Genomic DNA, 24658 nt, shown 5'->3' with positions numbered 1-24658 from the left:
GCGCTTGCACGACACCACCCCGGTTGCGATTATCGGTGCCGGGCCGGCGGGCCTGGCCGTTGCCGCGTGCCTGCGGCAGGCCGGGGTCGACTTCATCTTGCTTGAAAAAGAGCAGCAGCCCGCTCCCGCCTGGCGGCGCCACTACGAGCGCGTCCACCTGCACACGACCAAGCGCTATTCATCCCTGCCCTTCGTGCCCTTCCCCAGGCATTATCCGCGCTATGTGCCACGTGATCTGTTCGTCAAATACCTCGATACCTATGCGCAACGCTTCGATCTGCGGCCCCGCTTTGGAGAAGCGGTGCGTGCGATCCGCCGGCAGGGCAGAAGCTGGGGCGTCGAAGCGACATCAGGCACCGTGCGCGCTTCCCATGTGGTGATTGCCTCGGGATACAATGCCGAGCCGCTGATGCCGGCATTCGCCGGCGCCGGCAGTTTCAAGGGCAAAAGTCTGCACAGCGCGGATTACCGCAACAGCACGCCGTTTGCCGGCCAGTCGGTGCTGGTCATCGGCATGGGCAACACCGGCGCCGAGATCGCGCTCGACCTGGCGGAAGGCGGCGCGCATCCGACGATCTCCGTGCGCGGCGGCGTCCATATCGTGCCGCGCGAACTGCTCGGGGTGCCCATCCAGGTCGTCAGCATGGCGACGCGCCTGGGGCCGCGACGCGTCAATGACGCCGTCTTCCCTATCATCCTCGATCTGGTGTTGGGCAGGCTGGAGAAATATGGGCTCAAACGGCCCAAGCAGGGATTGCTGGAGCAGATATCCCTGGCGTCGCGCATCCCGGTGATCGATGTCGGCACCATCGGCAAGATCCGCGAAGGCGCGATCAAGGTCGCGCCCGACATTGCCGAGATATCAGAAGGCGGCGCCCGTTTCGTCGATGGTCGGCACAGCGACTTCGACGCGATCATCTTCGCCACCGGCTACCGCCCAGCCTATGCCAAATTCCTCCAGCCCGGCGTCGAGCCTGGCGCCAGCGGCGTCAATGCGCGCGCTTCGGAACTCGGTCTTTATCTCGTCGGCTTCCACAATTCGGTCACCGGCCTGCTGCGCGAAATCGGAATCGAAGCCCAGGCGATCGCCGACGACATTCGTCTCCGGCAGAACAGAAAAAGGACGGCCGAAACCCTGCCGGTATGAGCTGAGGCCGCTCAGCTTGCCTTGCGCAGCCACACCTTGTTGTCGTGGAATGCCGCGCCGCCATAGGGTGCGGGCGCATCGGCGCCAGTCAGCACGTTGATGCCCTCGCCGCGCTCATGCGCGCTGTTCGGCCAGATGCCTTCGGCGATCACCACGCCGCGCTTGATGCCGTCGAACAGCCTCGCATGCAGCACCACCTCGCCGCGCGCATTGCCGAGTTCGACACGATCGCCCTCTGCCAAACCGTGTGCGGCGGCATCGTCGGGATGCAAGAGCAATTCCGGCCGGCCCTCCTTGGCCTTCGACACCGGCGTTTCGGAAAAGGTCGAGTTGAGGAAGTTGCGCGCCGGCGACGTAGCCAGCCGGAACGGATGCGCCTCGTCGGCAACCTCGATCAGGTCGACATGATCGGGAAATTGCGGCAACTGCTCCACCGGGCCGAACAGGCCCATGCTTTTCGGCGGCCGGTTGGGGGCGGCTTGTCCGGTCCAATCGGCGCGGAAGCGGAATTTGCCGTCCGCATGGCCGAAGCCCTTGGTGAAATGCGCGGTTTCGAAATCCGGCTGCAAGTCGACCCATTTCTGCTCCTTCAGGCTGGCAAAGCTGCCCAGCCCGCGCTTGCCCAGAATGATATCGATATGCTGCTGTTCGGTGAGGCCGAAGCCCGGCCTGTCGGCGACTCCGAGGCGCTCAGCCAATTGCTCGATGACGAAATGGTTGGTGCGCGGCCCTTCCGGCGGCTCGATCAGCTTCGGGCCGAGCGTGATGTGCTGGTTTCCGCCGCCCTTGTAGATGTCGTCATGCTCGACGAACATCGTTGCCGGCAGCACGACGTCGGCGAGCTTGGCCGTGTCGGTCATGAACTGCTCGTGCACGCAGGTGAACAGATCCTCACGCAAGAAACCCTGCTTCACCAGTCGCTGCTCGGGCGCGACATTGGCCGGGTTGGTGTTCTGGATGAGCAGCGCCGTCACCGGCGGCCCGCCATAGAGCGCATCCGGCGCTCCCGTCAGCACCGGGCCGATGCGCGAATGATCGAGATAGCGGATCGAGGGATTGCGCATGCGCGTGCCCTCCAGCACCTCTTGGTTGAGCTTGAAGATGCCGGAATTGGAGTGGAAGGCGCCGCCACCCTCATATTGCCAGGCGCCGGTGACGGCGGCGATGCAGGAGGCGGCATGCATGTTGACCGCGCCGTTGCGCTGGCGGGCAAAGCCGTAGCCGAGGCGGAAATAGGTTTTCCTGGTCATGCCGACGAGACGGGCAAAGTTCTCGATCTCGGCCACAGTCAGTCCAGTGATCGCGGCCGCCCATTCGGGTGAGCGCGTGCGCAGATGCGCTTCCAGACCTTTCGGGTCATCGGTGTATTTCTCGAGATAGGCGCGGTCGGCCAAGCCTTCCCTGAACAGCACATGCATGACCGCGCAAGCCAGCGCGCCATCGGTGCCAGGCTTCAGGACAAGGCCCATATCGGCCTGCTTCATCGTGGCGTTCTCATAGACGTCGATGACCACGATCCTGGCACCGCGCTCCTTGCGTGCCTTGATGGCGTGGGTCATGACGTTGACCTGGGTCACCACGGCATTGGTGCCCCAGATCACCACGCAATCGGACTTGGCCATTTCGCGCGGGTCGGGACCGCGCAGCGCGCCCGCCCCCATCATCCAGCCGGTCCAGGCCAGGTTGGTGCAGATCGAGCCAAAGAAGCCCGAATATTTCTTCGCATGCCGCAGCCGCTCGATACCGTCGCGCTGCACCAGCCCCATCGTGCCGGCATAGAAATAGGGCCAGACCGTCTCCGAGCCGTATTTTTCCTCGGCCGCGATGAATTTTTCGGCGACGAGATCCAGCGCCGCCTCCCAACTTGTTTCCTGCCAGGCGCCCTCGCCCTTGGCGCCTTTGCGCACCAGCGGCTTCAGCAAGCGGTCGGGATGGTGGACGCGGTCTGCGTAACGAGCAACCTTGGCGCAGACAACGCCGGCCGTATAGCTGTTGGACTTGGCGCCATGGACGCGGCCGATGCGGTTGCCGTCAAGCAACTCGACCTCGAGCGCGCAGGTCGACGGGCAATCATGCGGACAGGCCGAATGGCCGATGCGAAGGCTGGCGTGCTGGTTCATGGCACGTGTTTAGCCGTTTTCGAACAAGGCGTGTAGGGCCAGATCTGACCGTCCCCTTGAAGGAGAGGGTCAGCGCGTAGCGCCGGGGTGGGTTGTGGCGCAGACCCCCACCCCGCTCCGCTTCGCGGATCGACCCTCCCCACAAGGGGGAGGGTAACTACTCCGCCGTGCCTTCCTCATACTCGGCCGACATGGTCAGCCATTTTTCCTCGTGGCCGGCGAGCGTCTGGGCGAGTTGCGATCGCTCCTTGGCCAGCCTTGTCGCCGTCGAGGGATCCTTTTCGTAGATTGCTGGGTTGGCCAGTTCGTCCTCGATGCCGTCGATGCGCTTGCGGATGCGGTCCATCAGCGCTTCGGTGGCGCGAATTTCCTTGGCCAGCGGCTCAAAGGCGGCGCGGCGCTGGGCCGCCTCGCGGCGGCGGTCGGCCTTCGAGGCTTTTTCCGCCTCGCGCCGCTCGCGCCGGTCGCCGGACACGCCGGTGACCAGCGTCTTGTAATCTTCGAGGTCGCCGTCATAGGGATTGACCGCGCCATCCTTGACCAGCCACAGCCGGTCCGCCGTCGCTTCCAGGAGATGGCGGTCGTGCGAGATTAGGATGACGGCGCCGGGGAACTCGTTCAGCGCATGGATCAAGGATTCGCGGCTGTCGATGTCGAGATGATTGGTCGGCTCGTCAAGGATGAACAGGTTCGGCCCCTCGAAGGCCGACAGCCCCATCAACAGCCGCGCCTTCTCGCCGCCGGACAGGTCTTTCGCCGCCGTGTTCATCTTTTCGGTGGTGAGCCCAAACTGGGCGACACGGCCGCGCACTTTCGATTCCGGCGCTTCGGGCATCAGCCTGCGAACATGCTCGTAGGCGTTTTCCTCAGGCCTGAGATCGTCGAGCTGGTGCTGTGCAAAGATCGCCACCTTCAGCCCGGGCGCCACGGTCATGGTGCCGGTCTCCTGCTTCAGGCGACCGGACAGAAGCTTGGCGAAGGTCGATTTGCCGTTGCCATTCGCGCCAAGCAGCGCGATTCGGTCGTCGGCATCGATGCGCAAGGTCATTTTCTTCAGAATCGGCTCACCGGGGGTATAGCCGACATTGACATTGTTCAGCGCGACGATTGGCGAGGCCACCGTCTTCACCGGCTCCGGGAAAGAAAATGGCCGCACCGTGTCGTTCACGATGGCCGTGATCGGCTTCATCTTTTCAAGCGCCTTGATGCGGGACTGAGCCTGTCTTGCCTTGGATGCCTTTGCGCGAAAACGCTCGACGAAGGATTCCATATGCTTGCGGGCGGCTTCCTGCTTGATACGGCCCTTTTCCTGCTGTTCTTTCTGCTCGGTGTACTGGCGTTCGAACTGATCGTAGCCGCCGCGCCAGAAGGTCAGCTTCTTCTGGTCGAGATGGACGATCGAATTGACGGCGCGGTTAAGCAGGTCGCGATCGTGCGAGATCAGCAGCACCGTGTGCGGATATTTGGAAACATAGTTCTCAAGCCACAGCGTGCCTTCGAGATCGAGATAGTTGGTCGGCTCGTCGAGCAGCAGAAGATCGGGTTCGGAAAACAGCACGGCAGCGAGTGCCACGCGCATGCGCCAGCCGCCGGAAAACGAGGAGGCCGGACGGCGCTGCGCGGCGTCGTCGAAGCCGAGACCGGCCAGGATGGTGGCGGCGCGCGACTCGGCCGAATGCGCGTCGATATCGGCCAGCCGCATATGGATGTCGGCAATACGGTGCGGATCGGTCGCCGTCTTTTCCTCCTCGAGCAGCGCCGTGCGCTCGAGGTCGGCCTTGAGCACGATCTCGATCAGCGGCTCCTCGGTTCCGGGCGCTTCTTGCGCCACCTGGCCGATCCGCGTGTTCTTCGGCAGGCTGATCGAGCCCGTCTCGGAAGGGAAATCGCCTGTTATAGCCTTGAACAGCGTGGTCTTGCCGGTACCGTTGCGGCCGACAAGTCCGGCCTTGGTGCCGGCCGGCAAGGTCAGCGAGGCATGGTCGAGAAGCAAGCGCCCCGCCATGCGCAGCGAGAGGTCGTTGATGATAAGCATGGCCGCGCTTTTGCACGGGAGACCGGCGCTTCGCAAGACCTTGCGGGCCGGTTGGCCACGCAAGGCATGAAAACGGCGCGCGCAATGGCGCCGTCAACATCGCAGCTCAGAGGCTTCCGGCCGCGGTCGGCCGCGCTCAGGCGCTGGCTTTGCCGCGCTTTGTCGCCTTGGCCACGGGGGCCGGCGCTGCCGGCTTGCGGCCAAGTCCCGTCGACTTCGCCAGCGCTGACCGTGTCGCTGAGTAGTTCGGAGCGACCATCGGATAGTCGGGCGGCAGGCCCCATTTGGTGCGATACTCATCCGGGCTCAGCCCATAGTCCGTCCTGAGGTGCCGCTTGAGCGACTTGAACTTCTTGCCGTCTTCCAGGCAGACGATGTAGTCGGGAAAAACCGACTTCTTCGGGTTCACCGCAGGAACCAGGCTTGGGCTTTCCGCGACAACGGCACCTCCGAGCTTTCGCACCGAGGCACTGACGCTGGCAATCAGGTCAGGCAGGCCGGAAACCGGCAGCGGGTTGTTGCCGACATAGGCCGAGACAATGTCAGCGGTCAGCTCGATAACGGTCTTATCCTCGATATTTGACAAATCTTTCACCCTATTTGCGACAAAATCATCTACCCCAGAGAAGAATTTCGTCGATGCATTTATTTAACCGCGTCCCCCAAACGGACCAGCAAATCTCAAAACGAATCAAGACTTGCAGTCAAATATTTTTTAGGGAAATCGGCTCCGTGCAAACTAGAAAAGCTAATTTTTCGGGTCGGCAGACTTAGGCGGCCCGGTTGGAAGGCCAATATCTGTAAAACACGCGTCGTCGGTCATAACGCGCTCCAACGTCTTTCGGCCCTCAGTTCGCAGTTTCCGTGAAACGGTGAAAACTGCTCTATCGCAGCCGGCGGCCGAAATCAGGCGTATGCGCGCCCTTCCTCGGTGCGCTGGAAATGCGCCAGATCGAGCTGCACGGAAGGGCGGCCCAGAACCGTCAGGATCATATGGGCCTGGCCGCGGTGGTGGGTCTGGTGGTTGAAGACGTGGTCGAGCGCCGGAGCCAGCCGTTGCGAGACGGTGCGCATGTCCGATACCGTCATGTATATAAAGCGGCCCGACAGCGCCTTGTCGCTCAAACCGCCAACCCAGTCGACGATCCGCCGGTCCTCCGCCTCGCGCGCCATGCGCAGGCCCGGCAACGCCTGGTACAGTATGGCGTCCAGCGCCGTCGGCGCATCGCCCTCGCCGGTAAAGCGCTTCATCCAGATGCGATCGGCGGCCAGGAGATGGTTGAGCGTGCCCTTCATCGAGCCGAAGAAAGCGCCGACGTCGCGATTGAATTCCTCTTCGTCGAGATCGGCGGCGGCATCGTAGATGCGGCCATTGGCCCATTGATTATAGGCCGCAAACATCATGAAGTGCCGTTTCATCTTTTCTCCCGCCGGCCTGTGTCGAGGCGTTGCGGGATACCTAAACCGCAAGGAAGCCGCCGCCAATGACCATTCTGCTTTATGATCTCGTCGGACGCGACGCCACCCGCCCCTTCAGCCCGCATTGCTGGAAGGCGACGATGGCGCTGGCGCATAAGGGGCTGGAGATCAGCGCGGTGCCGACGCGTTTTCTCGAAGTGCCCCGCGTCGAGGGCGGCGCATCGAAACTCGTGCCGGTGATCCGCGACGGCGAGACGGTCGTCGCGGATTCCTTCGCCATCGCGCTTTATCTCGACGAAACCTATCCGGACCGGCCGTCGCTGTTTGGCGGCGAAGGCGGCAAGGCCATGGCGCGCTTCATCGAGCGCTGGTCGCAACTGACCATCCATCCCTATGTGACCACCGCCGCGATCATGGACCTTTATGCCATGCAGGATACGGAGAACGCCGCCTATTTCCGCCAGAGCCGGGAGCAGCGCCTGGGCAAGAGCCTGGAAGAGGTGATGGCCGCGCGGGACGCCGGGCTTGGCAATTTCAGGGCTTCGCTGGAGCCGCTGCGCTCGATGCTCGCCTATCAGCCATTCATCGGCGGAGATTCGCCCCTGTTCGCCGACTATATCGTGTTCGGCGCGCTGCAATGGGCACGCGTCGCCTCGCCCTACCCATTGCTCGACGACCACGATGTCGTGGCGCAGTGGTTCGCCCGCTGCCTCGACCTGCATGGCGGGCTGGGTCGAACGGTTGCGGCGGCCGCGTGAACCGTAGCGCCTGATCTTGCGGCAGGGCCAGCGACGAGCCATCGGCTCCGCTATGGCCAGGTCTTATTTGGCCGCCTTTTTTGGCTTGCCGAGCTTGGCCGCGGTCTTGGCCTCATTGGGCGCGGTTTTTGCCTTGCCGGCGACGGCCGCCTTTCTTGCTGGCTTCTTCACCGCGGATGACCCTGCGTCCTCCTGGTCGATGTCGGCCGTCGCCTGTTGCCAATGGCGCTCATGCTGTCCGGCCGGTTGCCCTTCTTCCTGCCAGATATGATGTGCGCGGCTGCGAATGCGCTCCTGGCGATCGTCTGTCATGGTCATGGTCTCCATCCGGGCCGACCTCAGCGCGGCGCCGACATGTGACTATAGCAAGCAAAGCCTAATATTGCAGCCGTCCGATCTCGGGCTGGCGGCATCGCCGATATCGGCCCGGCACGCAAACGCGCATGGCGTCGACTTCCCCTGTCGACACCTCTGTCGACTTCCTCTTGGCAATGGGCCGGCCGGCTTGTATAGAGCCCGCCACTCCCAATCCAACCAGACAAGGACGACCCAATGGCGCTCGAACGCACCTTTTCCATGATCAAGCCGGACGCAACGCGGCGCAATCTCACCGGCGCTATCACCAAGATGCTGGAAGATGCCGGTCTGCGCGTCATCGCTTCGCGCCGCGTTTGGATGAGCCGCCGTGAGGCGGAAGGTTTTTACGCCGTCCACAAGGATCGTCCGTTCTTCGGCGAGCTGGTGGAATTCATGTCGTCGGCGCCGACGATCGTGCAGGTGCTGGAAGGCGAGAACGCCATTGCCAGGAACCGTGAGGTGATGGGCGCCACCAACCCGGCCAACGCCGCCGAAGGCACCATCCGCAAGGTGCATGCGCTGTCGATCGGCGAGAATTCGGTGCACGGTTCGGACGCGCCGGAAACCGCCGCGCAGGAGATCAAGTACTGGTTCTCCGACACCGAGATCGTCGGCTGAGCCGACCCTGGCATTGTGACCGAAAAAGGCCGGCGGATTGCCGGCCTTTTTCATTGAAACGGATCGATCCGGCACTGCCGTTGAACCCTTGCCCGCGCTAAAGTCGGTCAGGCACAGGGAGCCGGCGAAGCATGACCAGCACCATTCCCGGCTTCTTCCAGGGCACCGAGATGCCATCGAGCGGCTGGTGGGAGGTGCTGTGGCCCGACCCCGGTGCCGTGCTTTCGTCAACGGGACTGAAGCCGGGCATGGAGGTGGCCGACCTCTGCTGTGGCGACGGCTGGTTTACGTTGCCCATCGCCAGGGTCGCCCGCCATGTCGTCGGCATCGATATCGATACCGACCTGCTCGACGTCACCCGTCGCCGGCTCAATGAAAACGGCACGAGGAATTTCGATCTCGTAGCGGGCGATGCCTATGAACTCGCGAGCCTGATATCCCGCCCCGTCGATTTCATCTTCATGGCAAACGCCTTCCACGGCGTGCCGGACCGGCCACGGCTGGCGCGAGCCGTTAGCGAAGCGCTCGTCCCTGCCGGACGCTTTGTTGTCGTCAACTGGCATCAGCAGCCGCGTGAACAAACCACGGTGCTCGGCGAGCCCCGCGGACCGAAGACCGAATTGAGGATATCGCCGGAACAGACCATCACGGCCGTCGAGGCGGCCGGCCTCAAATTCATCGAGCTGGTCGAGGTGCCGCCCTACCACTATGGCGCCGTGTTCGAAAAAATGAGCGGCTGACCTCCGCCGACAGCCCTTTCACGGCATCAGCTCGCGGCGCTGAAACGCAGGATTTCGCGGCCGTTCCCGTCGGCGATGGTCAACTTTCCGGCATCGACTTTATACGAAGCCGCCTTTGCCAGAGCCTCGAACAGCGCCTTTTCCTCCGCCATCACCTCGGGCGCGCAGGCCTTGTAGGTCGAGCCGATGTCGCTGATCGCGATCTTCTGGCCATCGAGGTTGGCGGTGGCAAAATAGCTGTTGCAGGGACCGTTGCCGTCGGCCTTGCCTGCTTCACTCACCCGGAATGTCGCTTGCGATGCGGTGATGGCTACGCCGTCGACATAATCGAGAAGCCAAAGCTGATCGAGAACGGAAGCAGTGGGCTCGGAACTTGGCGTCACCATCTTGAGCATGATTGTTTGCGGCGCATCGGTCAGCGGATCGACTTGATGGCGCTCATCCGAGATGAACAGGAGCCTGTCGCCGACGGTGATGCGGGCCTGCAACGCATAGGTCATCCGCCGCTGGATCCGGGACGGATCGAATTTGACCGCAAAGCTGATCGGCACCTGGCCTGCCGGCGTCAGCTTCTGTTCGCCGACGATTTTGGCGGGCGCGTCGGCCAACGAGACATCGGCAAGCTGGACCGAGAGCACGGCATTGGGCGGCAAAGCGATGCGCTCGCGGTAGGTCACCTCGCCTTTCAGGGCTTTTTCGGCGGCCACGGAGAGTTCCGGCACGGCCAGTATACCGACGACCAGAGGCACGAAACCGAAGACGAAGAACTCCGCTATCCTGTCCAGCACGACCATCTCCCTTCCCCGGGCTGGCCACAGCCCAGGCTGACCAACAACGAATTGGCCAAAGGATTGCGGTCAATGCGTGGCTGATGCAAAATTATTCGGACGGTGGCCTTTTCCAGCGCCCTGCCGCCTGCTCGTCTTTCTCCTTGGCCTCGACCCAGCCGCCCTCGGAGCCGTCGGCATGATGCTCCTTTTTCCAGAAGGGAGCCTGCGACTTCAGATAATCCATGAGGAAATCCGCCGCCTCGAACGCGGCTTGCCGATGCACGGAGGCCGCCACCACCAGCACGATGTTCTCGCCTGGCCGGATCTTGCCATGACGGTGGATGGCGGTGATGCCCTGCAGCGGCCAGCGCTGAACCGCTTCGGCCGCGATGCGGGCGATTTCGGCCTCTGCCATGCCCGGATAATGCTCGAGTTCAAGGGCCGAGAGCGTCCCCTGCTCGTCACGGCACAGGCCCGAGAAGGTGACCACAGCGCCGATGTCGGCGCGGCCTTGCGTCAGTCTGGCGATTTCGGCGGCGACGTCAAAATCCTGCGCCTCGACGCGCACGACAGGTACGACCGCGCCGGCCATCTCAGCCCCCGGTCATCGGCGGAAACAGCGCGATCTCGCGCGCGCCAGATATCTTTTCGCCGTGCTCGACATGTTCCTGGTTGATAGCGACGCGGATCACGTCGGGATATTGCAGCGCATGCTCGTATTCCTCGCCGCGCGACTTCAGCCAGCGCAAGAGGTCCGCGACCGTCTCGACGCCATGCGGCAAGTCCACGTCTTCGTCCGGCTTGCCGATTCGCTCCCGCACCCAGGCGAAGTAGATGAGCTTCGTCATCCTATTCGTCCATGATGTGCTTGAGGCCGGCACGGAAATAGTCATAGCCGGTGTAAAGCGTAACCAGGGCGGCGATCCACAACAGCACCAGGCCGGTCTGTGTGGTCAGCGGAAAAATCTTGTCGCCGGCCGGACCGGCGAGCAGGAAGGCGATGGCGACCATCTGGATCGTGGTCTTCCATTTGGCAAGCTGCGTCACCGGCACGGAGACCTTGAGCGCCGCCAGATATTCGCGCAGGCCCGAAACCAGGATTTCGCGGCACAGGATGATGATCGCCGCCCACAGCGACCAGCCGGCAATGCCGGCATGGCGGTCGGTGTCAGCGGCAAGCAGCAGCAGGCATGTCGCGACCAGCAGCTTGTCGGCAATGGGGTCGAGCATCTTGCCGATGTTCGAGGTCTGCTTCCAGGCGCGGGCGAAATAGCCGTCGAAATAGTCGGTGATGGACGCCAGCAGGAAAATGATCAGCGCCGACCAGCGGGCGAAGTCGCTCGACTTCAGATGCCCCTCGAGGAAGAAGCACAGCACCACCAGCGGCACCGCGATAATGCGGGCGTAGGTGAGGATGTTCGGGAGGTTGAACGCGCGCTGAGCCATATCCGGGGGAACTCTTTCTGCCTGCGTACTCAAATCAGAAGCTGATGTAGGGGGTCAACAGGCCAAAATCGATTGGCCAGCAAAAATAGGCCAATCTTGTCATCTCGCGGGCTACGCCGCGCCGCTCCTTGCTTCGCCCGGGAGCCGACGGTCGCTTTCGGGCGACATGCATCAGTTCTCGTGAAAATGGTTGTAAACCAGTCTGGCCACCTGCTCGGAAATGCCGTCGACCTTTACCAGGTCCTCGATTGCCGCGCGACCGACCGCCTTGGCGGTGCCGAAATGCATCAGCAGCGCCCGTTTGCGGCTGGGGCCGATGCCGCTGATCTCGTCGAGCGGGCTCTTGACCATCTCCTTCTTGCGGCGGGCCCGGTGCGAGCCGATGGCGAAACGGTGAACCTCGTCGCGTAGGCGCTGGACAAAATAGAGCACCGGGTCGCGTACCGGCAGCGAAAACGAGTCCCTGCCCTTGACGAAGAAGCGCTCGCGGCCCGCGTCGCGGTCCTGGCCCTTGGCGATGCCGATGGCCACGACCCGGTCCTCGATGCCGAGATCGGCGAGGATCTTGCGCACGGCGCTCATCTGGCCCTGGCCGCCATCGATCAGGATGACGTCGGGCCAGGCAGGGAAGCCGCCCGACATGTCGCCCTCATCGCTGTCCGCCTCGCCTGCCGCGGCATCATTGGGTGTCACATCGCCATGCTCCTTGAGCAATCGTGAAAACCGCCGCTCCATCACTTCGCGCATCATGCCGAAATCGTCGCCGGGCGTGATCTCGGTCGAGCGGATATTGAATTTCCGGTACTGGTTCTTCACAAAACCTTCCGGCCCGGCGACGACCATGGCGCCGACGGCGTTGGTGCCCATGATGTGCGAATTGTCGTAGACCTCGATGCGCACCGGCGGCTTTTCGAGCCCGAAGGTCTCGGCGAAGCCGGCGAGCAACCTGGCCTGCGTCGAGGTTTCGGCCAGCCGACGGCCGAGCGCCTCGCGGGCATTTTGCAACGCGTTGTCGGTCAGGTCCTTCTTCTCGCCGCGCTGCGGCACCGAGATCAACACCTTGCGGCCGGCGCGGGTCGAGAGCGCCTCGGCCAACAGTTCCTGGTCCTCCACGGCGTGCGACAGCAGAACGGCGCGCGGCGTCGGCTTGTCGTCATAGAACTGCGCCAGGAACGAGCCCAGCACCTCGGCCCCTTCCAGCGCCGGATCGGCCTTCGGAAAATAGGCGCGGTTGCCCCAGTTCTGGCCGGTGCGGAAGAAGAACACCTGGATGCAGACCTGGCCGCCCTCCTGATGGATTGCGAAGACATCGGCCTCGTCGACGGTCTGCGGATTGATGCCCTGGTGGCTCTGCACGTGCGAGAGTGCCGCCAGCCGGTCTCGATAGATGGCGGCGCGCTCGAAATCGAGGTCTTGCGAGGCCTGCTGCATGGCGGCCGAAATCTCGGTCTTCACCTTCTGGCTGCGGCCGGAAAGAAAATCCTTCGCCTCGGCAACCAGCTCGGCATAGTCGCTATGCGAAATCTCGCCGGTGCACGGACCGGCGCAGCGCTTGATCTGATAGAGCAGGCAAGGCCGCGTGCGGTTCTCGTAGAAGGAGTTGGTGCAACTCCTCAGGAGGAAGGCGCGCTGCAAGGAATTGATGGTGCGGCCGACCGCGCCCGCGGAAGCGAAGGGGCCGAAATAATCACCTTTGCGCGAACGCGCGCCGCGATGCTTGTAGATGCCGGGCGAGACATGGTCGCCCGTCAAGAGAATGTAGGGAAACGACTTGTCGTCGCGCATCAGCACGTTGAAACGTGGCCGCAGCCGCTTGATGAGGTTGGCCTCCAACAGCAGCGCCTCGATCTCGGTGCGGGTGACGACGAACTCCATCGTCGCGGTCTCGCGCACCATGCGGCCGATGCGGTTGGTGTGGAAGCGGCCTTGCGCGTAATTGGTGACGCGCTTCTTCAGGCTGCGGGCCTTGCCGACATAGAGCACGTCGCCATTGGCATTCATCATGCGGTAGACGCCCGGCGCATTGGGCAGCCGCTTGACCAGCGTCTGGATCACTTCGGCGCCGACCATGCCGTCGGCATCGCCGGCATGCGGCGTCCAGTCGATGGCGGTGAAGGCGACGTCCGGGCCGGCCGGTTCGACGATCTCCTCCGCCGCCTCGTCCTCGAGGTCGATTTCGGGTGGCAGATCGTCGGCGCCGCCACGCATCTTGTGTTTCTGCTCTGCGGGACTCATTCCGTCATGCCTGTCACATCAGGTGTGCGCCATGCAAGATGCTGGCCGCCATCAAGCGCGATCATCTGCCCGGTAACCGAGCGGGCTTCCCAGAGATAGCGGATTGTGGCGCCGAATTCCGGCAATTGCGGGCCGCGTTTCAAAATGAGACCGGCGAGTTGCGCGGCAAAGTCGCTGTCGTCCTGGTGCGCGTTCTTCAAGGTCGGGCCGGGACCGATGGCGTTGACGCGGATGCGCGGGCCGAGCGCCTGCGCCATCATCTGGGTTGCCGTCCACAAGGCGGACTTCGACAGCGCATAGGAGAAGTAGCGCGGCGTCGGCCGCCAGACACGCTGGTCGATCATGTTGACGATCAGCCCCTCTCGCCTGTCCGGCAGGGCCCGGGCAAAGTTCTGCGCCAACAGCGCCGGGGTCTTCACATGAATAGCGAAGTGGCGGTCCCAGGCCTCCCAGTCGAAGTCAAGAACCGAATCGTCCTCGAACAGCGAAGCGTTGTTGACCAGCAGCGAGATCGGCCCGAGCGCGGCTTCGGCGCGGCCGACCAGGTCGCCGACCTCGGCCATGTCGGTCAGATCGGCGGCGACCACGGCGGCGTGGCCGCCGGCGCGGTTGATCCGCTGGGCAAGCGCATCCGCGTCGTCGCGCGAGCGGTTGCAGTGAATGGCGACGGCAAAACCGTGGGCGGCGAGATCCTCGACAATCGCGCTACCGATCCGTTTTGCCCCGCCCGTCACCAGCGCCGCGGTGGCTTTGCTCATCTGTTGTCAATCCTCGGTTTCGGCGCGAAGGAGGGCGCCGGCAAATTATGGCCCGCCACCCGTCAAATGGCGTTCGCAGCTGCGGCAACATTGTGGCGAAACGGCCGGTTCGGCATCTCGAGCCGGCCGGCAATGAGCCGGCCTCAACACAATATAGGAGGCTGGACTCCTTGCACCAAGCCACCTGCGGTGCAGCACGGCCAATCTGCTGACATTTCGCTGTTGCGAAGATGCAACGCCAAATTTCTGCCTCATTCGCGCCGGGGAATGACCCAAGTTCAGGTTCGCTTCAGCCGTATTTCGACACGACATTTGGAACCGACGAACGCCAGATCCGTTTCACCCCCCGGACGGGTTGATGGGCGATCGTAAGAACAAGCCTGTGTCCTGTGGCTTAAGGAGTAAACAACAATGCAAGCCAATCTCAAATTCGCACGGCCGCTGGCCGTAGCGCTCGGGCTCTTCGCCCTCGGTGGAACTGCCTATGCCGCCGATGTGGTCCAGGAAGAGCCGCCGGCGCCTGCCCCGGTCGCCGAACTGCCCGTCGCTTCCTGGGCCGGCCCCTATGCCGGTCTTAATCTTGGCTATGGCTTCAGCGGCCGTACCAAGGAAAAGGATTTCGACGTTGAAACCGATACCAAGGGCTTCATCGGCAGCGTCTTCGGCGGCTATCAGTGGCAGCAGGAGAACTTCGTCTACGGCGGTGAAGCCGAACTCGGCTACAACGGCGTCAAGGGCGACGATAATGGCATCGATTCCAAGGCCGGCTTCGAAGGCTCGCTGCGTGCCCGTCTCGGCTACGCTGTGACCCCGGAAATCCTGCTGTACGGCACCGGTGGTCTCGCCGGCAGGAGCCTGAAGGTGGAGGACAGCGTCCTCGGCGCCAGCGACCGCGCCACCATGATCGGCTGGACCGCCGGTCTTGGTACCGACATCAAGCTGACCGACAATGTGTTCGGCCGCGTCGAATACCGCTACACCGACTTCGGCAGCAAGGACTTCGATGGCATCGGCAAGGTCAAGGCCACCGACAACCGCGTCACCTTCGGCGTCGGTATGAAGTTCTAAGTCGTTCAAGCCACGACACGAAGAAGCCGGGCCTCGCGCCCGGCTTTTTTATTGTCGGCCGCTCACGCGGGAACGCAGGGTTTCAGGTCCGGGAATTTCTCATCGAAGCGCGCGGCCCAGCGGACCAGCCGGTTGCGGCCTTTTTCCCATTTCCCGGCGAAACGCAGCGCCAGGTAGCCAAGGCAGGCGCGCAGCGCCATCTGGCCGGCGGTGATCTTCTTCGGCAGTTTCGGCGGATTGGCGTTGAGTAGATCGAGCGCGGCGGTGATCTTCGCCCACTGGCGATCGAGCCAGGGCTGGTAGACCATCTCCTCGGGCCGCGTGCGGCGCTCATAAACCATCGACAGCGCACAGTCGCAGATGCCGTCCGCCAACGCTTCCAGCACTTCCGCTTCCAGCCGCTTGTCGGGATTGCGCGGAAACAGCGCGCTCTTCGCCATCCGGTTGAGCTGCTGGGTGATGGCTCGGCTGTCGTGGATCGAGCGGCCATCGTCGAGCACCAGCACGGGGATCTTGCCCAGCGGATTGGCGCCGATCAGTTCGGCCGGCTTGTCTTCGGTTTTGACAGGCGCCAGGTCGACCGCGATGCCGGCATAAAGGGCCGCCATTCGTACCTTGGAACTATAGGGGGACGTGGAGGCGTAAAGCAGCTTCGGCATGATCGGGTTCCTGTTGGCAGCCCGTCACTGTTGACCGGGCGCCCTTCCCCGCGCAACAGCCAGAAGCGGAAAAACCAGCCGCCAGCAGCCGGCGACCACTCCTGCATGCCTTGGTCTCTTGGACGCCTTGATCCGGATGCGCCACATGTGATGACGGCAACACTCCGACAGGCCGGACAAGACCAACGATCGTCCCGTCGCCGCGTGATGGCGCGGGCAACAAAAGCCCACCGGACTTCGCCCTGCGGCGAAGTCCTGGGAGCTGCGAAAGATATCTGGCGTCCGCCCCTCTCGTTGCGCCCCAATGCCAGAGCAGAGGGCGCGAGGCCTCAACGGCACCTGCCCTCATTTCTGCCGACACGGTCCCCGGCGCGAAGAAACGTGACTACTTCTTCGCGGCCTTCGCCGGCGCTGCTTTCTTGGCGGCTGGCGCCGCCTTCTTCACCGGTGCCGAAGACTTCGCCGCGGCAGCCTTGGCCGGAGCCTTGGCAGGGGCTGCCTTCTTGGCAGCGGGCTTGGCCGCGGCCTTGGCAGCCGGCTTCCTGGCCGGAGCGGCTTTCTTTGCCGGAGCGGCCTTCTTGGCCGGTGCAGCCTTCTTTGCGGATGCGGCGCTGGCCTTGGCGGGCGCTGCCTTCTTCGCCGCCGGTTTCGCGGCTGTCTTGGCTGCCGGCTTCTTGGCCGGTGCCGCCTTTGCCTTCGGCGCTGCCGCCTTCGGCTTGGCAGCGGGTGCTGCTTTCTTGACCGCGGTCGCGGCTTTCGCCGCCGCCGCTTTTACAGGTGCTTTCTTTGCCGGTGCCTTGGATGCCGGCGCTTTTGATGACTGCTTAGCCATGCGATGCCCCTTGCGTTATGCCGACGACCGTTAATGGCCCGGCGTGTCATGCTTATCTGACTCGCGCCTCGCTAGCCAGCGAAGCAATGATATGATTTTCTCAGCTTAAATTTTCGTTGCGATCGACACATGATCACACTCATCATCGCAAAAATATGGCGTTATCTTCCGATATCGCCAGCAATTTGGCATCGACATTCTCGATGCGCTGCGTGGGCGCGCCTGCCATGAAGCTGCAAAGATCAGCAAGCAGCTTCGCGCATTGATCTTCGGCCGCGAATATCATGAGCTGCGGCTTATAGAGAATGATCATCTTTTGCAGGCGACCGGTCCCTTCGGATTACAAGTGCAATGCGATGCGCCGATCTGGAGATCACCTTGTCAAGCCTGGCTTCATCACTGAATTGACAGATTACTCTGTATGCCAGAGTATTCTGACAAGTGTGTTCGATGTCGTTTCACAAAGGCGAATGGTTAGTACTGCCCGAGGCTGCAGAGCCGTAGGGTGACAGCTCAAGGTCCGCAGCATTGGAGCCATTGATGAGTGCCGACGACATCATCCATCAGGGTACACGGCTCAGGATCATGGCCGCCCTGAACACGCTGGAAAGACGCGAGGCGCTGGAGTTCACGCAACTGAAAGCCATGATCGAAACCACCGACGGAAATCTCGGCGCGCATCTCGATACGCTGGCCAAAGCGGGCTACGTCGATGTTGAAAAGCTTTTCGTCGGGCGGCGGCCGCGGACACGGATCAAAGCAACGACGATCGGGCGCCGCGCTTTTCGCGGTCACGTTGCCTTTCTTCGAAAGATCATCGGTGAAGCCGAGGCGACGCGAGGCAGGAAATAGCACTGCGATTGGGCAGAAATTGTCGGCGCGTGCCGCGCGGCACATATTTTCGTCAGGGCCGATACCCCGAGTCCCAGAAAAGGCCCGCGGCTTGAGCCGCAGGCTCTAACGAAATCGAGACTGGAAACCGCCCGCTACCGCAGGATGCGGCAGCGGCCGTTGTAGACCATCCAGCGGTCGAAGCCCGAGACGCAGAATTCGACATTGTCGCCGATGGAGGCAAAGCCCTGGCCTTCCTCGATCAGGTACCAGATGGCGCGGTCGCGGCCATCTGACAGGGCGACCGTGGCGCCGCAATAGCGCCGGCCGATCGGCCATTCCTCGCTGGCCGGCAAGTAGCGGTGCTGGTGGATGCGGTGGAAATCGGTGATCGCGACATCCGGCAGGTGCGGGACGTGCCGCACCTGATAGGAGAAGCGGCTGGTGATCTTGTTCAGCACCCAGGCTTCGCCGCAAATGCCGCTGTCCTCGTCAGAATAGACGGCAAGATCGGCGGCTTGCGCCGCCTGGGTGAAGCCAAGCGATGTGCCAAATGGCGTGCAGAGCGAGATCAGGGCGGCAAGGGCGGAGCGGGCGAAGCGAGTCATGGCAGCCTCTCAAGGTCGATTGCGCGCACTGTGCGGGATTCGCCGGGCGGCGGTCAAGCGATTGCATTGACAATGGTTTCCAGGGCGTGGCCGCCGACTTTGGCCGCCGGCCATCAGCCGGGGCGCGCCGCCAGCAGCAGCCCGCCGATAACGGCGATGTTGACCAGGAAGGCGGACCTCAGCGCCTGCCTTTCCGGCCCGTGATGGCGCCAGAAGGGCAGGACGAGCAGGTTCGCCGCCACCGTGAACAGGATGAGCGCGCCGGCGGCATAGGGCACCGCGGCGCCGATGGCGAGGCAGAAGCCGGCCACCAATTCCAGCGGAGCGGAGCCGGGCCGGCCGCAGACCCGCTTTAACTGTTTGTCTTGGCGCATCTGTAAGGACGCCGCTCGCAGCCTGCATCCCGCTGCTACTCCCCTGCCAGCCAGTTCAGCGTCCAGTGCGCCGGCTTTTCCAAGACCAGCAATTTGTGCAGGGCCGGCAGGAGAATGCGCAATTCACCTTCCAGCGTGAAAGGCGGGTTGGCCACGACCAGGCCGCTGCCGTCGAGGCTGGGCTCTTGCGACGCGGGCCGGATTTCGAATTCGATGTCGAGCAATTTCGGAACGCCGGTTTCCTTCAGTGCCTTGCGGAAGCCAATCACCGCCTTGCGGTCCTTGATCGGATACCACAGCGCATAGATGCCGCCCGGCCAGCGCTTGTGCGCCTTCGCCAGCCCGTCGACGAGGCGGCCGAACTCGCCCTCTTCCTCGAATGGCGGATCGATCAGCACCAGTCCGCGCTTTTCCTTCGGCGGCAGGTGTGCGCCGAGCGCCAGCCAGCCGTCGAGCTCGATCACCCTTGTCTGGAAATCGCCGGCGAATTCCGTCTTCAGCTTCGCGACATCCTTCGGGTGCAGCTCGATCGCCGATAGCCGGTCCTGCTTACGCAGAAGGTGCCGCGCGACCAGCGGCGAGCCCGGATATTTTTTCAATGGACCGTCTGCGTTGCACGCACGCACCGCGTCGAGATAGGGCGCGAGCAGCATTGCGGCCTGGGCTTCGGGCGCGGCATCGACCAGCCGGCCGATGCCGCCTTGCCATTCGCCGGTCTTCTGCGCCTCGAGCGAGGACAGATCGTAGCGGCCGATGCCTGCATGAGTGTCGATGACGCGGAACGCCTTGTCCTTCTGCTTCAGATATTCAAGCAGCCGCGTCAGCACGACGTGCTTGACGACGTCGGCAAAATTTCCGGCGTGATAGGCGTGGCGATAGTTCATGTGGAACCCCTGCCCCAACGTGGCGGCGGTGGCTGTGAATTCGGATTTTGCGGCCGGCCGCCGGCAGAACGCAAGGACAGCAGGAAGCCGATCAAGCCGATCGCCATCAGCGCGAAGCCAACCGGTCGCGCACGGCTGTCGGTCTCGCCCACACCGGAGCGCAAGACAAGATCGACCGCGCGTATCGGGATGTCGTCGGCGTCGCCGGGACCGACGGTGAAGACATAGGGGCCGGGGCCGACGGTCCGGATCACGCCAGCCTCATCGCGGAAGATCTTGTCGGGCAGTTGCGGGCTCGCCTGACGCGGATTGTCGGAATGATTGAACTGAAGCGTCGAGGCAAGCACCGTGCGGCCGCCGGAGGCGGCTGTCAGCGTCAGCACCGTGCGCTGCTGCGAAACGATGCGCTCGGCCCTCGCGGTCAAGTCGACCAGCACCCTGACCGGCGCATCGCGCGCGGCAAGCGGCACTGTGACCTGCCTGAAGCGGCCGCCCTCATAGACCCGCCAGCTGCCGATCTGGTGACCGGAGAAATTAGTCATCGCCCATGGATAGATGGCGCCGACGCCGATGCCGGCGAGCAGGATCAACAGGAACAGAAAGCGCATTCAGGGAATCACCTTGTAGTCGGACGTTGCCGGACAATTAGGCTGCATTGGCGCTGTCGCGCAGGCGCTCCATTTCGTCCAATAGCATGTCGAGGCCGAGTTCGAATGTCTTGTCGAAACCGCCGGTGCCGAAATAGGTCCCGGCCGCCATGACACTGGGGAAATCCTTCGCCAGTTGCTCGTCGTCGACGGTGGTCACCGCCGACGGGCCCTTGGCGTAGCCCGCGGTCTCGTCGAGGATCGCGCCCATGAGATAATAGCTGGCGGTGCGAAACAGCCTGGCGCTGAGTTCCGGGCCGAAACCGCCAGCCTCGAACAGGCCGATGACGCCGTTCAGCATAGCAAGGCAAGGCGGCGAATTCATCCGGTAGACGACAAGGAATGGCGCAAAGGCCGGGTGCTCCCTCGCAACACGGCGAAACTCATGCATGACCATCCGAATCCTGTCGCGCCACGGCATGCTGTCGTCGGGGATAACCATCCCGCTGACCTGGCGATCGACCAACGCCTCATAGAGGTGCGCTTGCGAGGGGAAGTAATGATAAATGCTCATCGCCTCGCAGCCGAGCACGGCGGCGAGCTTGCGCATCGAAAAACCGGAAAGGCCCTCCTTCTCGATCACCTCGAAAGCGGCATCCTCGATCATCTCGCGGGACAGCCGTCCGCGTGCTCGCTTTTTTTTGATCGATGAGTCCATGGCCGCGCTTGACAACTTACAGCGTAAGGTTCATTTTTCACTTCACCTTACACAGTAAGGCTAACAAAGACCAGAGGAGGAAAACATGTCACACCATCGCATTGCCAAATCCGTGCATTCGTCCCTCCATCGTGCGTTGGCTCTAACCGCCGTGGCCTGCGTCCTCGCCGCGGCCCCTGCCTATGCCGACGACTACGATGCAACCATAAAGGACATCCAGTCGACCATGGGCGGCGTGCCGAGCTTTGTGAAGCAACTTCCCAAAGCCGGTCTGCCCGGCGCCTGGGCCGAGGTCAAGGCCATCGAACTCAGCGACAAGACGGCGCTGCCGCCAAAGGTAAAGTCATTGATCTCGCTGGCAGTGGCGGCGCAGATCCCGTGCAACTACTGCATCTGGTCGGACACGCAAAACGCCAAGCGCGCCGGCGCTACCGATGAGGAAATCCAGGAGGCGGTGGCGATGGCGGCGCTGACCCGCCATTGGAGCACCATCTTCAATGGCATGCAGGTCGATTTCGACACGTTCAAGAAGGAAATGGGCGGGCAGTGAAACGACACCCGCGGTGGTCCGCGCCTGCGGGCCACCGCAGAACTGCCCTCATCCGACAGCCATCATCTTCGCCTTCGATTGTCATCCAGCGGGAAATGCCGCATTGAAAGTGCAATCGCAAAGCATGGACGAGGCCGCAAATGGCGCCGGTCAAGGTCGACCCCGACAAGGTGCACGAATTCGAGGACGCCGAGAGCTTTTATACCTGGCTCGGTGAACATCATGACAGGGAAACCGAGGTCTGGATCAAAATCCACAAGACCGGCTCGGGACTGAAGTCGATCTCGGCAAAGGAGGCGATCGAGGTCGTGCTGTGCTGGGGCTGGATCGACGCGGTGCGCAAGGGGCTCGACGACAAGAGCTTCCTGCAGCGTTACACGCCGAGGACGAAGAAAAGCATCTGGAGCCAGATCAACATCGACAATGTCGCCCGGCTGATCGACGACGGCCGGATGACGCGGCATGGGCTCGCCGAGGTCGAAGCCGCCAAGGCCGATGGCCGCTGGGCGCGTGCCTATGCCAGCGGCAAGGACATGAAAATTCCCGATGACCTGCAGGCCGCGATCGATGCCGAGCCAGAGGCTCGGCAAATGCTCGAAAAACTCAGCGCGCAGAACCGCTTCGCGCTCGCCTTCCGTATCCACAACATGAAGACCGAAGCCGGGCGCAGGAAGAAGATCGAGACTTTTGTCGAGATGCTCAAACGCGGCGAGACGATCCATCCGCAGGGGAAGAAATAAGGCTGCTCATGTACGAGCGACAGGTTTCTTCCGGCTCGATGATCGCGACCCCACATACCAGCAGGGTAGCGATCAGCCACCGGTGACGTCCCTTAGGCTTTGCGCTCCCAGCGGCGGTCGGGCGTCTGCTGCCAATACGTCACCGCGTGGCCGGTGTCTTTCATCGTCTTCCAGTGCCCGCGGGCGGCCTCGACCTGGGCCGCATCGTGGCCGTCGAACAGGAACACGGCGCGCTCGTAGCCGCCAAGGTCCGGCGGCGCAGCGCCGTCCACCAGGAAGCGTATCTGCGCCGCGTTCGGGTTGCCTTCGCCGGTGGTCAAAAGGATCGGCTGTTCAGCGGGATGGGCTTCGCGATCAGTGGCGTGCGCGAGGAAGGAATCGTCACGGAACGTCCACAGATGCTGGTCGAGCGCGTCGCGCCGCTCCTCGGTGCCTGTCTGCACCACGGCGCGCCAGCCGCGATCGACGCTGCGCTCAAGTAGGCCGGGCAGCGCATCCTCCAGCGTCGATTCGGTCAGGTGATAAAACAGCACGTCGGCCATGGGTCCCGATCAGCTCTCGTAGTGATCGCGCACGAGCCGGTCGAGCAGCCGCACGCCAAAGCCGGAACCCCAGGACTGGTTGATTTCGTTCGACAGCGCCCCCATGGCAGTGCCTGCGATGTCGAGATGCGCCCAGGGCGTGTCCTTGACGAAGCGCTGCAAGAACTGCGCGGCGATGATGGCGCCGCCATAGCGGCCGCCGATGTTCTTCATGTCTGCATTCTTGGAATCGATCAGCTTGTCATATTCGGGACCGAGCGGCATGCGCCACAGCCGCTCCTGCGTCGACTGCCCGGCTGTCGCCAGGCGTTCCGCCAGTTCGTCATTGTTGGAGAACAGGCCGGCATAGTGCTGGCCGAGCGCGACCATGATCGCGCCGGTCAACGTCGCCAGGTTGACCATGAACTTCGGCTGGAAGCGGTCATTGCAGTACCAGAGCGCGTCGGCCAGCACCAGGCGCCCCTCCGCATCGGTGTTGAGCACCTCGATGGTCTGGCCCGACATCGAGGTAACGATGTCGCCGGGACGCTGCGCATGGCCGTCGACGGCGTTTTCCACCAGCCCGATGATGCCGACGACATTGGCCTTCGCCTTGCGGGCGGCGAGCGCATGCATCAGTCCGGTCACCGCCGCGGCGCCGCCCATGTCGCCCTTCATGTCCTCCATGCCGGATGCCGGTTTCATCGAATTGCCGCCGGTGTCGAAGGTGACGCCCTTGCCGATGAACGCGACGGGGCTGTCCTTGGCCTTGCCGCCGTTCCACTGCATGACGGCCATGCGGGCGCCGCGCGGCGAGCCCTGCGCGACTCCGAGCAGCGACCCCATGCCGAGTTTCTTCATTTCCTTCTCGGCCAGGATCTCGACCTTGACGCCGAGGGCCTCCAGTTCCTTGGCGCGGGCGGCAAACTCGACAGGTCCCAGGACGTTCGCCGGCTCGTTGACGAGGTCACGCGCCAAAAGCACGCCGTCGATCACCGCCTCGGTCTCGGCGAAGGCCTTCTTCGCGCCCGCCGGATCGGCGGTGTGGATGGTTATCTTGGCCGGCTTTTTCGGCTCGGCCTTGTCGCCTTGGCCATCGTCCTTGTCTTTCCTGGTCTTGTACTTGTCGAAGGAATAGCTGCGCAGAAGAATACCCGCGGCAAGGCTGGCCGCCTGCGCACCGCTTGACGAGGCGCCGACCACGTCGAGCACCACCGCCACGTCCGTCGCCTTGCGTAGCGACCCCGCGATGGTGCCTCCAAGCTTCGTCCAGGCGTATTCGTCGAGCCCCGACACCTTGCCGGCGCCGATCGCGACCAGCCTGTCGAGCGAGCTTGCCTGTGGCGTCAGCACTTCCACCACGCTGGCGAACTTGGCCGTGAATTCGGCCACAGGGAAGGCCCGTTCCAGCGTCTTGCCGGGATCATACGCCGCGGCGGTTTCGCTCAGGCCGCCATCATCCGCCGCCAGCACGAAGACCGTCCCCCTTCTGTTCGCGGCGGTCTGCGGCGCGGCGAATTTTGCGAAGGCGATCGAGGGTCTCTGGTTCATCATGTCCTGCTTTCGGGGAATGCGCGGCTCGCGCGAAGCGGTTGGAAGCGATCCGCGACATTTGGTCGTTTTCCGGCATTTGGCAAGACTTTGCCAAACGGGCTCCCCATATGGCACATGAATCGACGGCGATTCGTCGCGGCACGGCTCCGCTTTTTGGCCGCAACCTGTTGTTAACCATCGATGTTCGCCCTTTCTTATCCAATCCCGCCGACACTCCGGCCCAACGTGGCGCGCGATGTGGGACGGGAACCGGATCGTCTGCCTGACAGAGCCCGACGCAGCCAGTTGTGCGGGCGTCGCCGGACGGCTACCCTTATCCGGTGGCATGA

29 protein-coding genes are annotated in these 24658 nt (G+C 63.1%); 8 read left to right on the top strand and 21 right to left on the bottom strand.

All coding sequences use genetic code 11. The features are described 5' to 3' along the window. Window positions 1-4: 4 nt before the first annotated feature. Window positions 5-1147, top strand: coding sequence for a flavin-containing monooxygenase (locus LB545_RS18465; protein ID WP_140520624.1), 1143 nt, complete (start codon window positions 5-7; stop codon window positions 1145-1147). 11 nt (window positions 1148-1158) lie between these two features. Here LB545_RS18465 and LB545_RS18460 read toward each other — a convergent pair whose 3' ends face one another. From LB545_RS18460 to LB545_RS18445, 4 genes are all read right to left on the bottom strand, one after another. Further along, on the bottom strand, window positions 1159-3267 hold the full coding sequence (locus tag LB545_RS18460; protein ID WP_140880777.1) for a molybdopterin-dependent oxidoreductase: 2109 nt from the start codon (window positions 3265-3267) through the stop codon (window positions 1159-1161). Between the two features lie 157 nt (window positions 3268-3424). After that, window positions 3425-5302: an ABC-F family ATP-binding cassette domain-containing protein gene (locus LB545_RS18455; protein WP_140494379.1), complete on the bottom strand. Its 1878-nt coding sequence runs from the start codon at window positions 5300-5302 to the stop codon at window positions 3425-3427. Between the two features lie 136 nt (window positions 5303-5438). Continuing rightward, on the bottom strand, window positions 5439-5888 hold the full coding sequence (locus LB545_RS18450; RefSeq protein WP_140494381.1) for a MucR family transcriptional regulator: 450 nt from the start codon (window positions 5886-5888) through the stop codon (window positions 5439-5441). Between the two features lie 320 nt (window positions 5889-6208). After that, window positions 6209-6721 carry a DinB family protein gene (locus LB545_RS18445; protein ID WP_140494383.1) on the bottom strand — a complete coding sequence of 171 codons (513 nt, stop codon included), beginning with the start codon at window positions 6719-6721 and terminating at the stop codon, window positions 6209-6211. 65 nt (window positions 6722-6786) lie between these two features. Here LB545_RS18445 and LB545_RS18440 point away from each other — a divergent pair, with 65 nt between their 5' ends. Next, complete coding sequence (locus tag LB545_RS18440) at window positions 6787-7479, top strand: glutathione S-transferase family protein (RefSeq protein ID WP_140494385.1); 693 nt, start codon at window positions 6787-6789, stop codon at window positions 7477-7479. Between the two features lie 63 nt (window positions 7480-7542). Here LB545_RS18440 and LB545_RS18435 read toward each other — a convergent pair whose 3' ends face one another. Beyond that, a complete protein-coding gene (locus LB545_RS18435; RefSeq protein ID WP_224646404.1) occupies window positions 7543-7791 on the bottom strand; it encodes a DUF2934 domain-containing protein in 249 nt (82 codons plus the stop codon). 240 nt (window positions 7792-8031) lie between these two features. Here LB545_RS18435 and ndk point away from each other — a divergent pair, with 240 nt between their 5' ends. Both ndk and LB545_RS18425 read left to right on the top strand, forming a co-directional pair. After that, complete coding sequence (gene ndk / locus LB545_RS18430) at window positions 8032-8454, top strand: nucleoside-diphosphate kinase (RefSeq protein ID WP_010915217.1); 423 nt, start codon at window positions 8032-8034, stop codon at window positions 8452-8454. Between the two features lie 131 nt (window positions 8455-8585). Then, window positions 8586-9194, top strand: coding sequence for a class I SAM-dependent methyltransferase (locus LB545_RS18425; protein WP_140520628.1), 609 nt, complete (start codon window positions 8586-8588; stop codon window positions 9192-9194). A gap of 26 nt (window positions 9195-9220) precedes the next feature. Here LB545_RS18425 and LB545_RS18420 read toward each other — a convergent pair whose 3' ends face one another. The 6 genes from LB545_RS18420 to LB545_RS18395 form a co-directional block, all read right to left on the bottom strand. After that, window positions 9221-9988 (bottom strand): YbaY family lipoprotein, encoded by a 768-nt coding sequence (locus LB545_RS18420; protein WP_224705606.1) that lies wholly within the window; start codon window positions 9986-9988, stop codon window positions 9221-9223. A gap of 85 nt (window positions 9989-10073) precedes the next feature. Beyond that, window positions 10074-10556 carry a molybdenum cofactor biosynthesis protein MoaE gene (locus LB545_RS18415; RefSeq protein WP_224705605.1) on the bottom strand — a complete coding sequence of 161 codons (483 nt, stop codon included), beginning with the start codon at window positions 10554-10556 and terminating at the stop codon, window positions 10074-10076. A 1-nt stretch (window position 10557) separates the two neighbouring features. Next, window positions 10558-10812 carry a molybdopterin converting factor subunit 1 gene (moaD, locus tag LB545_RS18410; RefSeq protein ID WP_140517864.1) on the bottom strand — a complete coding sequence of 85 codons (255 nt, stop codon included), beginning with the start codon at window positions 10810-10812 and terminating at the stop codon, window positions 10558-10560. Window position 10813: 1 nt separating this feature from the next. Then, entirely contained in the window at window positions 10814-11410 is a 597-nt protein-coding gene (pgsA, locus tag LB545_RS18405) for a CDP-diacylglycerol--glycerol-3-phosphate 3-phosphatidyltransferase (protein ID WP_140494400.1), read from the bottom strand. A 171-nt stretch (window positions 11411-11581) separates the two neighbouring features. Then, window positions 11582-13645: an excinuclease ABC subunit UvrC gene (gene uvrC / locus LB545_RS18400; RefSeq protein ID WP_224705604.1), complete on the bottom strand. Its 2064-nt coding sequence runs from the start codon at window positions 13643-13645 to the stop codon at window positions 11582-11584. Continuing rightward, complete coding sequence (locus LB545_RS18395) at window positions 13642-14403, bottom strand: SDR family oxidoreductase (protein WP_140494404.1); 762 nt, start codon at window positions 14401-14403, stop codon at window positions 13642-13644. Before LB545_RS18395 ends, uvrC begins: the two co-directional genes overlap by 4 nt. Window positions 14404-14814: 411 nt before the next feature. On the opposite strand from LB545_RS18395, the gene LB545_RS18390 reads away from it, so the two are divergent. After that, entirely contained in the window at window positions 14815-15471 is a 657-nt protein-coding gene (locus tag LB545_RS18390; protein WP_140494406.1) for an outer membrane protein, read from the top strand. A 62-nt stretch (window positions 15472-15533) separates the two neighbouring features. Here the strand turns inward: LB545_RS18390 and LB545_RS18385 are convergent, their stop codons facing one another. From LB545_RS18385 to LB545_RS18375, 3 genes are all read right to left on the bottom strand, one after another. Continuing rightward, window positions 15534-16130 (bottom strand): glutathione S-transferase family protein, encoded by a 597-nt coding sequence (locus LB545_RS18385; protein ID WP_224705603.1) that lies wholly within the window; start codon window positions 16128-16130, stop codon window positions 15534-15536. A 385-nt stretch (window positions 16131-16515) separates the two neighbouring features. Continuing rightward, a complete protein-coding gene (locus LB545_RS18380; protein ID WP_140494410.1) occupies window positions 16516-16962 on the bottom strand; it encodes a histone in 447 nt (148 codons plus the stop codon). Window positions 16963-17104: 142 nt separating this feature from the next. After that, a complete protein-coding gene (locus LB545_RS18375; protein ID WP_181167200.1) occupies window positions 17105-17275 on the bottom strand; it encodes a hypothetical protein in 171 nt (56 codons plus the stop codon). A gap of 227 nt (window positions 17276-17502) precedes the next feature. Here LB545_RS18375 and LB545_RS18370 point away from each other — a divergent pair, with 227 nt between their 5' ends. Next, complete coding sequence (locus LB545_RS18370; protein ID WP_140494412.1) at window positions 17503-17814, top strand: transcriptional regulator; 312 nt, start codon at window positions 17503-17505, stop codon at window positions 17812-17814. Between the two features lie 134 nt (window positions 17815-17948). Here LB545_RS18370 and LB545_RS18365 read toward each other — a convergent pair whose 3' ends face one another. The 5 genes from LB545_RS18365 to LB545_RS18345 all read right to left on the bottom strand — a co-directional run bounded on the left by LB545_RS18365 (window position 17949) and on the right by LB545_RS18345 (window position 20964). Further along, window positions 17949-18401: a hypothetical protein gene (locus LB545_RS18365; protein WP_140494414.1), complete on the bottom strand. Its 453-nt coding sequence runs from the start codon at window positions 18399-18401 to the stop codon at window positions 17949-17951. A 113-nt stretch (window positions 18402-18514) separates the two neighbouring features. Next, window positions 18515-18775: a DoxX family protein gene (locus LB545_RS18360; RefSeq protein ID WP_181165134.1), complete on the bottom strand. Its 261-nt coding sequence runs from the start codon at window positions 18773-18775 to the stop codon at window positions 18515-18517. Between the two features lie 35 nt (window positions 18776-18810). Beyond that, complete coding sequence (locus tag LB545_RS18355) at window positions 18811-19659, bottom strand: 23S rRNA (adenine(2030)-N(6))-methyltransferase RlmJ (RefSeq protein ID WP_140494416.1); 849 nt, start codon at window positions 19657-19659, stop codon at window positions 18811-18813. Beyond that, a complete protein-coding gene (locus LB545_RS18350; protein ID WP_140555734.1) occupies window positions 19656-20267 on the bottom strand; it encodes a hypothetical protein in 612 nt (203 codons plus the stop codon). Before LB545_RS18350 ends, LB545_RS18355 begins: the two co-directional genes overlap by 4 nt. A gap of 37 nt (window positions 20268-20304) precedes the next feature. Further along, the gene (locus LB545_RS18345; protein ID WP_224705600.1) at window positions 20305-20964 is read right to left on the bottom strand and encodes a TetR/AcrR family transcriptional regulator; all 660 of its coding nucleotides are present in this window, start codon (window positions 20962-20964) and stop codon (window positions 20305-20307) included. A gap of 85 nt (window positions 20965-21049) precedes the next feature. On the opposite strand from LB545_RS18345, the gene LB545_RS18340 reads away from it, so the two are divergent. Both LB545_RS18340 and LB545_RS18335 read left to right on the top strand, forming a co-directional pair. Then, window positions 21050-21514 (top strand): carboxymuconolactone decarboxylase family protein, encoded by a 465-nt coding sequence (locus tag LB545_RS18340; protein ID WP_140494422.1) that lies wholly within the window; start codon window positions 21050-21052, stop codon window positions 21512-21514. A gap of 140 nt (window positions 21515-21654) precedes the next feature. Beyond that, a complete protein-coding gene (locus LB545_RS18335; RefSeq protein ID WP_140520638.1) occupies window positions 21655-22254 on the top strand; it encodes a YdeI/OmpD-associated family protein in 600 nt (199 codons plus the stop codon). Window positions 22255-22346: 92 nt separating this feature from the next. Here the strand turns inward: LB545_RS18335 and LB545_RS18330 are convergent, their stop codons facing one another. Together LB545_RS18330 and LB545_RS18325 are read right to left on the bottom strand one after the other, a co-directional pair. Further along, window positions 22347-22796 carry a DNA polymerase III subunit chi gene (locus LB545_RS18330; RefSeq protein WP_224705598.1) on the bottom strand — a complete coding sequence of 150 codons (450 nt, stop codon included), beginning with the start codon at window positions 22794-22796 and terminating at the stop codon, window positions 22347-22349. Window positions 22797-22805: 9 nt separating this feature from the next. Continuing rightward, window positions 22806-24326, bottom strand: coding sequence for a leucyl aminopeptidase (locus LB545_RS18325; RefSeq protein WP_140520639.1), 1521 nt, complete (start codon window positions 24324-24326; stop codon window positions 22806-22808). Window positions 24327-24658 lie beyond the last annotated feature (332 nt).

The sequence above is a fragment of the Mesorhizobium sp. BR1-1-6 genome (genome assembly GCF_020165355.1).
GTDB lineage: Bacteria > Pseudomonadota > Alphaproteobacteria > Rhizobiales > Rhizobiaceae > Mesorhizobium.
The sequence above is the reverse complement of the archived record's forward strand: the minus strand, read 5'-3'. Positions and strand labels throughout refer to the sequence as shown.

Excerpts from the sequence above, each read along its gene's own strand:
- LB545_RS18435 (WP_224646404.1), bottom strand. The coding sequence starts at position 7,791 with ATGACAGACGATCGCCAGGAGCGCATTCGCAGCCGCGCACATCATATC.
- LB545_RS18440 (WP_140494385.1), top strand. The coding sequence starts at position 6,787 with ATGACCATTCTGCTTTATGATCTCGTCGGACGCGACGCCACCCGCCCC.
- uvrC (WP_224705604.1), bottom strand. The coding sequence starts at position 13,645 with ATGAGTCCCGCAGAGCAGAAACACAAGATGCGTGGCGGCGCCGACGAT.
- LB545_RS18415 (WP_224705605.1), bottom strand. The coding sequence starts at position 10,556 with ATGGCCGGCGCGGTCGTACCTGTCGTGCGCGTCGAGGCGCAGGATTTT.
- LB545_RS18360 (WP_181165134.1), bottom strand. The coding sequence starts at position 18,775 with ATGCGCCAAGACAAACAGTTAAAGCGGGTCTGCGGCCGGCCCGGCTCC.
- LB545_RS18330 (WP_224705598.1), bottom strand. The coding sequence starts at position 22,796 with ATGGCCGACGTGCTGTTTTATCACCTGACCGAATCGACGCTGGAGGAT.
- LB545_RS18395 (WP_140494404.1), bottom strand. The coding sequence starts at position 14,403 with ATGAGCAAAGCCACCGCGGCGCTGGTGACGGGCGGGGCAAAACGGATC.
- ndk (WP_010915217.1), top strand. The coding sequence starts at position 8,032 with ATGGCGCTCGAACGCACCTTTTCCATGATCAAGCCGGACGCAACGCGG.
- LB545_RS18355 (WP_140494416.1), bottom strand. The coding sequence starts at position 19,659 with ATGAACTATCGCCACGCCTATCACGCCGGAAATTTTGCCGACGTCGTC.
- LB545_RS18335 (WP_140520638.1), top strand. The coding sequence starts at position 21,655 with ATGGCGCCGGTCAAGGTCGACCCCGACAAGGTGCACGAATTCGAGGAC.
- LB545_RS18365 (WP_140494414.1), bottom strand. The coding sequence starts at position 18,401 with ATGACTCGCTTCGCCCGCTCCGCCCTTGCCGCCCTGATCTCGCTCTGC.
- LB545_RS18380 (WP_140494410.1), bottom strand. The coding sequence starts at position 16,962 with ATGGCTAAGCAGTCATCAAAAGCGCCGGCATCCAAGGCACCGGCAAAG.
- LB545_RS18370 (WP_140494412.1), top strand. The coding sequence starts at position 17,503 with ATGAGTGCCGACGACATCATCCATCAGGGTACACGGCTCAGGATCATG.
- LB545_RS18445 (WP_140494383.1), bottom strand. The coding sequence starts at position 6,721 with ATGAAACGGCACTTCATGATGTTTGCGGCCTATAATCAATGGGCCAAT.
- LB545_RS18340 (WP_140494422.1), top strand. The coding sequence starts at position 21,050 with ATGTCACACCATCGCATTGCCAAATCCGTGCATTCGTCCCTCCATCGT.
- LB545_RS18385 (WP_224705603.1), bottom strand. The coding sequence starts at position 16,130 with ATGCCGAAGCTGCTTTACGCCTCCACGTCCCCCTATAGTTCCAAGGTA.
- LB545_RS18455 (WP_140494379.1), bottom strand. The coding sequence starts at position 5,302 with ATGCTTATCATCAACGACCTCTCGCTGCGCATGGCGGGGCGCTTGCTT.
- pgsA (WP_140494400.1), bottom strand. The coding sequence starts at position 11,410 with ATGGCTCAGCGCGCGTTCAACCTCCCGAACATCCTCACCTACGCCCGC.
- LB545_RS18420 (WP_224705606.1), bottom strand. The coding sequence starts at position 9,988 with ATGGTCGTGCTGGACAGGATAGCGGAGTTCTTCGTCTTCGGTTTCGTG.
- LB545_RS18325 (WP_140520639.1), bottom strand. The coding sequence starts at position 24,326 with ATGAACCAGAGACCCTCGATCGCCTTCGCAAAATTCGCCGCGCCGCAG.
- LB545_RS18425 (WP_140520628.1), top strand. The coding sequence starts at position 8,586 with ATGACCAGCACCATTCCCGGCTTCTTCCAGGGCACCGAGATGCCATCG.
- LB545_RS18350 (WP_140555734.1), bottom strand. The coding sequence starts at position 20,267 with ATGCGCTTTCTGTTCCTGTTGATCCTGCTCGCCGGCATCGGCGTCGGC.
- LB545_RS18460 (WP_140880777.1), bottom strand. The coding sequence starts at position 3,267 with ATGAACCAGCACGCCAGCCTTCGCATCGGCCATTCGGCCTGTCCGCAT.
- LB545_RS18390 (WP_140494406.1), top strand. The coding sequence starts at position 14,815 with ATGCAAGCCAATCTCAAATTCGCACGGCCGCTGGCCGTAGCGCTCGGG.
- LB545_RS18345 (WP_224705600.1), bottom strand. The coding sequence starts at position 20,964 with ATGGACTCATCGATCAAAAAAAAGCGAGCACGCGGACGGCTGTCCCGC.
- LB545_RS18375 (WP_181167200.1), bottom strand. The coding sequence starts at position 17,275 with ATGATCATTCTCTATAAGCCGCAGCTCATGATATTCGCGGCCGAAGAT.
- moaD (WP_140517864.1), bottom strand. The coding sequence starts at position 10,812 with ATGACGAAGCTCATCTACTTCGCCTGGGTGCGGGAGCGAATCGGCAAG.